At 36.6% G+C, this 7,101-nt stretch carries 12 protein-coding genes; all 12 read right to left on the reverse strand.

Annotated elements, in window-relative coordinates:
- Nucleotides 1-276: 276 nt before the first annotated feature.
- The 12 genes from Q0224_RS03490 to imm40 all read right to left on the reverse strand — a co-directional run bounded on the left by Q0224_RS03490 (nucleotide 277) and on the right by imm40 (nucleotide 6,596).
- Nucleotides 277-1,191, reverse strand: coding sequence for a DUF3137 domain-containing protein (locus Q0224_RS03490; protein WP_297949117.1), 915 nt, complete (start codon nucleotides 1,189-1,191; stop codon nucleotides 277-279).
- Nucleotides 1,192-1,290: 99 nt separating this feature from the next.
- Complete coding sequence (locus tag Q0224_RS03495) at nucleotides 1,291-1,512, reverse strand: hypothetical protein (protein ID WP_297949118.1); 222 nt, start codon at nucleotides 1,510-1,512, stop codon at nucleotides 1,291-1,293.
- 19 nt (nucleotides 1,513-1,531) lie between these two features.
- Entirely contained in the window at nucleotides 1,532-2,158 is a 627-nt protein-coding gene (locus Q0224_RS03500) for a hypothetical protein (protein WP_297949120.1), read from the reverse strand.
- Nucleotides 2,159-2,205: 47 nt separating this feature from the next.
- Nucleotides 2,206-2,682, reverse strand: a complete 477-nt coding sequence (locus Q0224_RS03505) for a hypothetical protein (protein WP_297949122.1) — start codon at nucleotides 2,680-2,682, stop codon at nucleotides 2,206-2,208.
- 34 nt (nucleotides 2,683-2,716) lie between these two features.
- Entirely contained in the window at nucleotides 2,717-3,193 is a 477-nt protein-coding gene (locus Q0224_RS03510; RefSeq protein WP_297949124.1) for a hypothetical protein, read from the reverse strand.
- 48 nt (nucleotides 3,194-3,241) lie between these two features.
- Nucleotides 3,242-3,994: a hypothetical protein gene (locus Q0224_RS03515; protein WP_297949126.1), complete on the reverse strand. Its 753-nt coding sequence runs from the start codon at nucleotides 3,992-3,994 to the stop codon at nucleotides 3,242-3,244.
- A 40-nt stretch (nucleotides 3,995-4,034) separates the two neighbouring features.
- A complete protein-coding gene (locus Q0224_RS03520; RefSeq protein WP_297949128.1) occupies nucleotides 4,035-4,409 on the reverse strand; it encodes a hypothetical protein in 375 nt (124 codons plus the stop codon).
- 48 nt (nucleotides 4,410-4,457) lie between these two features.
- Nucleotides 4,458-4,847: a hypothetical protein gene (locus Q0224_RS03525; RefSeq protein ID WP_297949130.1), complete on the reverse strand. Its 390-nt coding sequence runs from the start codon at nucleotides 4,845-4,847 to the stop codon at nucleotides 4,458-4,460.
- 23 nt (nucleotides 4,848-4,870) lie between these two features.
- On the reverse strand, nucleotides 4,871-5,368 hold the full coding sequence (locus Q0224_RS03530) for a hypothetical protein (RefSeq protein WP_297949132.1): 498 nt from the start codon (nucleotides 5,366-5,368) through the stop codon (nucleotides 4,871-4,873).
- Between the two features lie 105 nt (nucleotides 5,369-5,473).
- A complete protein-coding gene (locus Q0224_RS03535) occupies nucleotides 5,474-5,611 on the reverse strand; it encodes a hypothetical protein (RefSeq protein ID WP_297949134.1) in 138 nt (45 codons plus the stop codon).
- 106 nt (nucleotides 5,612-5,717) lie between these two features.
- Complete coding sequence (locus Q0224_RS03540; RefSeq protein ID WP_297949136.1) at nucleotides 5,718-6,107, reverse strand: hypothetical protein; 390 nt, start codon at nucleotides 6,105-6,107, stop codon at nucleotides 5,718-5,720.
- 123 nt (nucleotides 6,108-6,230) lie between these two features.
- On the reverse strand, nucleotides 6,231-6,596 hold the full coding sequence (gene imm40, locus Q0224_RS03545) for an Imm40 family immunity protein (RefSeq protein ID WP_297949138.1): 366 nt from the start codon (nucleotides 6,594-6,596) through the stop codon (nucleotides 6,231-6,233).
- Between the last annotated feature and the right edge of the window lie 505 nt (nucleotides 6,597-7,101).

A 7,101-nucleotide genomic window follows, 5' to 3' on the forward strand; every position in this document is an offset into this window, starting at 1 on the left:
AAAGCCCAGATAGCGAGAAGCTAAACAACGTCGCCGATCGCTCGATCGAGTGCGAGGGGTGTCAGTAAAATTTCGAGAGATTTTAGAATTTTTTAAGCGCCGCCATAGAATTTTGTAAAAATTTAAGCGGCTAAAGTCGATAGTAAAGCAAAATTGCCTATTAAAGAATTCCTTGCCTTTCGAAGTAGTTTGATTTAATAACGGACGAGCAAAAAAGCGCAGCCTTGGCAAGAACTAAATTGTTTCAACGGCGCTCGCTCAAATTTAAAGCGTAGATTATTCCACCTGTCCGAGCTTTTTGAGATAGGCGAAAATTTTAGCGATCTCGATCATCTTATTTAGGCTTTCGAGCAGCTTCGCGCTTTGCGAGCTCGGCGCGGATTTGAAAATTTCGCTATTTTCAACGCCGATTACGAGGCTGCTTTCGCCCAGATAAAGCTCGGTTTTACCGAACAAATTTACGGTGATCGTCTGCATATTTTCTAAAATCTTTTTGTTTTGTAAAAATGCAGCGGCGGCGGGATTGTTGAGATAAACATCAAACGACGCGCTTAGGTGCGGGCTGTCTTTAAGCAGCTTCAGATCCGACGCGCCGAAGATGAACTCTCCGCGCGGCACGACTAAAATTTTACTATCGAAAGTCTCGCTAAAATCAAATTTTGCAAAAAGCCCGTCGAAGATCGCGGTATCGTCCTTTTTTTTAAGATGCAGAATTTTATCCAGCTCAAAGACCCGATTTTCTCTGTTTTTATCGAAATCGCGACTTAGGCAGATGTCACCGATTTTTATACCAAATTCGGGCGTCTTACCCACTATAGCGTGCTTGCAAGTGCATAGATTTGCCTCTTTACGGAGCGGATTTTTGTAAATTTCATCGAGCAAAAACGCGCCGAAAGGCTGAAAAGTAAGGCGCAGCTCCTTTGCGATCCAGAGTAGAAATTCATTCTTAAAGGCCTCTTCACTGAGCGCTTCAAATTTACGCGAAATACGCACGGCTAGGTATTTGTAAGCAGGATAAGCAAGAGCTAGCAGCACCAATAAAAACAGGAATGAGAAATCTCCGAAATCCTTGCGCATAGCAATAAACAGCGCCAGCACTACCGCCGCCACGCCGCCACGCGCCTTCCAAAGCGCCACATTGCGTGCTCCATCTAGTTTTTGCTTTTTTAATTCGTAAGAAACAAGGCTCATCGCTATCCCCGTGAGTGAAATTTGACGCTCATTATAGCGAAAAATGGGATTAAATCAAGCCATATGATAAGCGCGTTGCTATTTATAAGGCGGGTTTTTTCATAATAGCTCAAAAGCATAGAAATCGCCGTCTTTTTCTCTGCATTTTACAATATCGCCGTATTTGAATTCTAAAATTTCATCCAGTTCGGATTCAAATTTCGTCGTATCGGTAATTTTAAAAATATATTGTGCGATTTGAGCAGCCTTTGCCGGGCGCCATACATCGATATCTTCATTCAAAATTTTTATAAAAATTTCTTTATCGGTCGCGCTTGCCATATTAAACCTTTCCGCCCGGTTATCTAAAATTCTTTCTGCCTAGCCACAATTTAAGATATTTTAATACGGGTCTTAAATAATCATTAGTAGCGTTGGCTTTAAAGGCGCTTATGTCCGATTCTATCAAATACCAGCTATATCCGTCATCCTTTAAAATATTCATTTTGCGATGTTTGGCCTCAGCATTTGCGTCAGATATCTCTATATCCAGTACTTTATTTGCAATATTCATCTGTACCGATAGATTAGGGCTTAGATCATATATGAAGCGGTTAAGATCCTTGATGATATGGGTATTATATACGTCATCGATCATCTCGGCTCTTCTCTTCTTAAAAATTTCCTCCTCTATCGGATCTCCGTCAATAAGCTTTCCATAATGATCCGCGTCTGCTATGAGCTCTTCGTAAGACGCGGTAAAACATCCAAAAAATCCCCTATGCATCCCAAATTTCCAATTCGTAGGCACCGTTTCATCTATTACTTGAAAATATTCACTATTAAATCTACAGTAATCTATATCATCTGCAAACGGTAATATGCAATAATAAATCCGTTCCTCTTCATATTGGATACCATGAACAAAATAGGTTCTGTTTAACCCCAAATGCCCATGCTCGTCCTCTTTTATACATTTTACAATCATTTTTAATCGTCCTTAAATTTGAAATCATCTACGGCCTCTATGATGGGCTACCCGTCTTTATTGCCTATTATACTATTTCTAACAAGTTCTGTAAAAAATTCTTTGTTTTTGGATTTGTTGATTGCCTCTTTTATAGCATTAAAGGATAATTTTAAATTATTTAAATTGCCATCTATAATGCAAAAGCCGTTTTTCTCACACAATGATATTATGCCCCTTAATACGGCTTCGTACTCGGATCTAAAATCGATACGAAACGTAACGGACTCTATTATATTATTAGCATCAAAAAATACCTCTAAGCGATTGCCGTTTTCGCTTCCGTATAGATCCATTTCGCTAGACCAAGATTTTTCGGGCTTTAATAGGTGCGAAATTTCAGAAAATACCTCTTTTTTGATCTTTGCTTTTTTCCAATACTTATCGTCTTCAAAGAGCTTTATGTCGCTATATTGCGGATCGTATTGTAGATCGTAGGTATCGCTTTTGGGCAGAATAAAAAACGTACATTGCCAAATTGCCATATCTTCCTTCCTCAAATATTTTCATTATAAAATTTTAAAAGTAATACGCATAGCAGCCTCGGTCATCGTATATATCAAATAAAATCGAAAATTTCTCTTTATTGTTTGCGGCTAATTGAGCTCTGATATTCAAAGATGGCTCTTTTGCCAGCTCAAAATTAAAATGGTGCAGCAGTATGGACCTCAAAAAATTTGGATCAAACGCTTTTTCTTTTATAAAGATAACGCCCGCTCTGGCGCCGTTTTTATAGGGTCTAGCTTTTGTGTATCGCCCCTTCATGTTTTTAAGAAGATACTCCTCTATTTTCTCATCTCTTTCCCAAAAAAGAATTTTATAAACTAGGCTATCTAAGTGGCTTGCTTTTGAAATTAAAAACATAACTAGCCTTATTTTAGCCTCTACATCGATATTTTCAAAATCTATTCTCGATCTGGCTACGCCTCTTTTATTTCTGCTTATTTTCCTGAATTCTACGTCAAAATTACTTGGATTTATAACGTCTTTTATCATCGCCGCCGCCTTTTAAAAACCTTTTGTTGCGTGATTTAAAATCCCCATCTACTTTTTCCATTTAAATTTAAATCTCTTTCGCTTCATTTTTATAAAATTTTCCAGTTGCTTATCGGTAAAATTTAAAACCTCTTTTCGATTTTGTAAATTTACATAAGTGTGCCTTATATCGCAATTACCGACAAAGGCGGCTTCCCAGTTCTTAATTAGCCAACTCGAGCTTATCGCATATTCCCGTCCTTTATTCGAGCGCATTTTATCGCTATAGCCAATAGGCGCAAACATACCGGAATAAAACCCCTCCAGATAGGGTAGTCTCGGGCATCCTTTCGTATCGGTTGCGACGATAAATTTTATCTTTCGATCATATGGACGAAAAGCCTTGTGACACTCTATAATATCTCCATTTTTTAGATCGTCTTTGAATTCTAAAAATTTATAAGTAAATTTTGCAGGAATTTTATCATTTATCCTTTTGTATTCGGTCACAGAGCTATCGTAATAAGAAAATATGCTTATATTTCTGGATGGCTCGGTATCACATACAAAATCTAAATTCTCCAATATCCACTTTTTAGAAATCAGACCATTATTATTTTTCGCATTAGCTTCGGGCGGCAATACTATAAACTCCCCCGAATTATCGCCGTTTATACGTAGCAGATTATTCCAGCTACAAAATAAAAACCGCCTTTGACCGATCTGCAGTATATCGCCTTCCGCGAAAATTTTTCTAAAATTATTAATCGAAAATTTTCTTCTACCTCTTACGGGTATTATCTTTTTATAATTTCTTTTCATGATCTTTCTTCTGTTTTATTATTAAATCGCGGCACACTCGCTAAATTCCTAAATGCAAAATATATAAATCATTTTTAATTGCCGAATCGATTAGTTCCAATAGGCCGTCTAATTGCTCGATAACCGAGGATCTGTTTAACACACAATTTTTATCAAAAACAATTTGCTCATCCACGCTCAAGAAAAGCGATCTCCAAGAGCATATTATATCTCTAAATTTAGCTTTATCTTCTATCCAGCTATAGCCATAGTAATTTAGCCCTTTTTTCAAATTTATCTCATCGTTCCATGTGGTTTGCACCCACTCAAGAGAGTACGAAATGCGAAGTATCAGATCATCGCTAATTACTACGCAATACTCTTTAGAGAAAATATTTTCTTTTGTCTTTTTGAGTAAAAATTCATGTTTAGGCATAAGACTCCTTATTGTTTTAAAATATGACTTGAATAAAGCTCGACCTAGCTATTCGCCAAATTTCATCCAAGCAATGGCGTATTCTAGCGTTTCATTTCTAAAATATTTGCTAATTATCTTATATTCGTCTTCTTTCGCAATATTTACAATTGTTTCAACAAAGCCGGTGCAGAACGCCGTGCCGATATATTCGTCTTCGCTTGCCGCTCCCTTTTCCACAAAATCGAAAATTTCATTTCTTGTCTTTTCGTCCAAATCATCAAAAATTTTAATCGTAGTTTCTGCAAAAGATGCAAGCAGCCACAATAAGCCAGGTATGTACTCCATATCGAAAGGAAATATCTGTTCTTGGTAGGCGTTAAAATACGCCCTGTTTTTCTCTATAAAGAAATAGATATATTCCTCATATTTACCCAAATCGGTCTCTATTAAGCGCATTTGCCAATCCTTATAAAATTCCATCACAATACTTTTCTCCAAAATTTTATAGCGCTTTTTATCTCCTTTTCAAAATGTTTGAATGGTATATAAATTTCTTCTTGTTCATAGGATTTTAACTTTTTATATTTCTTGGTATGCGTAATTCTTGTAATATTTTCATAGTGTTTTTGTAAAAAATCTATGATTATTTTTACCTCATCCCTGCTAAATTGTTTCGCTCTCGCCCGCCGCATAGGCGGTGCAAATGCTTGAATAAACATATCTTCTATAATCGCTTCATCGCCGAAGCGCTCGTAAAAATCAATAAAATCCAGGATATAATACCTAAAAGTATAGTCATTGAAAACCTGCAAATCTCCCGATAAGAGTTTGATTGTGCTATGGTCTAAATCGCACAGATCTTTACCGCACAGATCTTGTTCGACAAGCTCATCCTTTTGTACCGGATTTGTTATAATTTCCGGCTTTTGCAGTTTAAGCCGCGCCTTTAGCGCCTTTATTCTATTCGATAAGTTCATTTTGTCCTCCTTTTTATAAAGCATAAAATTTGAGCCCAGCTTATAATACTCTTTTACTCTTATCAGATATATCAAATACAGGATCAATCCTATGATAAGTAGTAGTTACATAATGACGGATTGGGTTGTGGCTACGACATAGACTTTGCCTCCGCGATAACCGCCCTCCGTCAATAGCTTATGAAAATTTAAAGACGATAGGATAATAAAAAATATCGTCATTACAATTCTTACGGGCTTCATGGTTTCAAAATATCCTTATACAAAATTCTAAGGATAGATTGCCGTTTTTTGCCCAATCGGAGTCAAAGAATTTCATCGATAAATATGCCTTGCTCAAGATTCAAATTTATTCATCTAGGCAGTATATGTCGTTGTCCAAATCCACATTATTATCTGCTAATAGTTTCAGTAAATTTGCATTATAATATAGACCGGGCATGCTATTATAACTGTAAACTACGACTCTTAGCAGCTTTTTCACGCTTTGTAATTTTATACTCCTCGCGACATTTATATCTGCTAAAAATTTTTTAACTAGATCTCCCGCAAAAGGTATATCATAAAATTTTTCCTCTATGCTAAAGCCAAAATTTCTGTATTTTAAAATAGAACCTTTTAGTTTCAAATCTCCTTTTTGCCAGACTTTTGTTGCAGATATGCCGTTGCTGCTTATTGTTTCGGATAGATCCCTATCGCTTTCGATCGATAGGATTAGGATTACTTTGTTGCTTTTCAAGATCGCTCCTAAAAATCTTTTATATCCCATCTACGCATACATTAGCATTCAGTTCGGCACATATTTTTATATTTATTTGAATACGAGCAAAACCAACATATTCTGCATTGGAAGTTAAAATTTTCATTTGGACACCCGCCCGGGGCAAATGACTGGGCAATATGCAAAGTCATCTCCGTTTCTAGCGCGATAATTAGTGATATATTCGATCGCCAATTCGAATGCATCGTCATCTTCTGCTTTAATATTCCAGCCGTCGTATGTGATGATGGGCTCATCGCCGCTTAGGCGATATACATCCCCTCCGACGATAAGCATATCTCTATCTCTTGCGATTTTTAGCACCTCCATTACATCATCAAATCTCCAAGCGATTCCATAAATTCCGTACTCCTCCCTTAAGCGTATACCGCGCTCCAGCAGATCCTGCGGCACGATATTTACGTAATCTTCATCTATAAATGCCGCGCCATCTTCTTCAACTGACATAATCTCTCCTTCCATTAAAATTTAATTTATTGCAAAGACTTTTCTATATCGTTTATTAGGCGATGAAGCGTTTCGAGACGACTAGAACTCGGATTATTTTGGTTCAAAATTCTAAAATATCACTATACTTTATCGTATTTGCATCGCGCTCGTCAAAAGATGGAGGTATATATTTTTCGTTCATCTTAATGATTTTTGCGATATAGCTCTCGCTTATACCATTTTTCGTTTTTGTGCGATATATGCGCCAAAGGGCTTTTGGTCGATATTTATCACTCTTTCTGTAAATAGGTTTTTAACTAACCTAATAACTAACTGAATTATTTTAAAACAATTATAACATAAAAAGAAACAAAAATAATCAAAAATTACTAAAAAGCCCTAAATACCGGTATTGAAAGGAAGTAAAAGAGATTTAAAAGAAGTGATTAAAACTTAAAAATAGCTTAAATGGTGGAGTTAAGCGGGATCGAACCGCCGACCTCTTGAATGCCATTCAAGCGCT

Source organism: uncultured Campylobacter sp., from assembly GCF_938002845.1.
Lineage (GTDB): Bacteria > Campylobacterota > Campylobacteria > Campylobacterales > Campylobacteraceae > Campylobacter_B.

Bases quoted from the DNA above. Each gene is read 5' to 3' on its own strand.
- imm40 (WP_297949138.1), bottom strand. From the start codon at position 6,596: ATGTCAGTTGAAGAAGATGGCGCGGCATTTATAGATGAAGATTACGTA.
- Q0224_RS03530 (WP_297949132.1), bottom strand. From the start codon at position 5,368: ATGAACTTATCGAATAGAATAAAGGCGCTAAAGGCGCGGCTTAAACTG.
- Q0224_RS03515 (WP_297949126.1), bottom strand. From the start codon at position 3,994: ATGAAAAGAAATTATAAAAAGATAATACCCGTAAGAGGTAGAAGAAAA.
- Q0224_RS03490 (WP_297949117.1), bottom strand. From the start codon at position 1,191: ATGAGCCTTGTTTCTTACGAATTAAAAAAGCAAAAACTAGATGGAGCA.
- Q0224_RS03505 (WP_297949122.1), bottom strand. From the start codon at position 2,682: ATGGCAATTTGGCAATGTACGTTTTTTATTCTGCCCAAAAGCGATACC.
- Q0224_RS03500 (WP_297949120.1), bottom strand. From the start codon at position 2,158: ATGATTGTAAAATGTATAAAAGAGGACGAGCATGGGCATTTGGGGTTA.
- Q0224_RS03510 (WP_297949124.1), bottom strand. From the start codon at position 3,193: ATGATAAAAGACGTTATAAATCCAAGTAATTTTGACGTAGAATTCAGG.
- Q0224_RS03520 (WP_297949128.1), bottom strand. From the start codon at position 4,409: ATGCCTAAACATGAATTTTTACTCAAAAAGACAAAAGAAAATATTTTC.
- Q0224_RS03495 (WP_297949118.1), bottom strand. From the start codon at position 1,512: ATGGCAAGCGCGACCGATAAAGAAATTTTTATAAAAATTTTGAATGAA.
- Q0224_RS03535 (WP_297949134.1), bottom strand. From the start codon at position 5,611: ATGAAGCCCGTAAGAATTGTAATGACGATATTTTTTATTATCCTATCG.
- Q0224_RS03525 (WP_297949130.1), bottom strand. From the start codon at position 4,847: ATGCGCTTAATAGAGACCGATTTGGGTAAATATGAGGAATATATCTAT.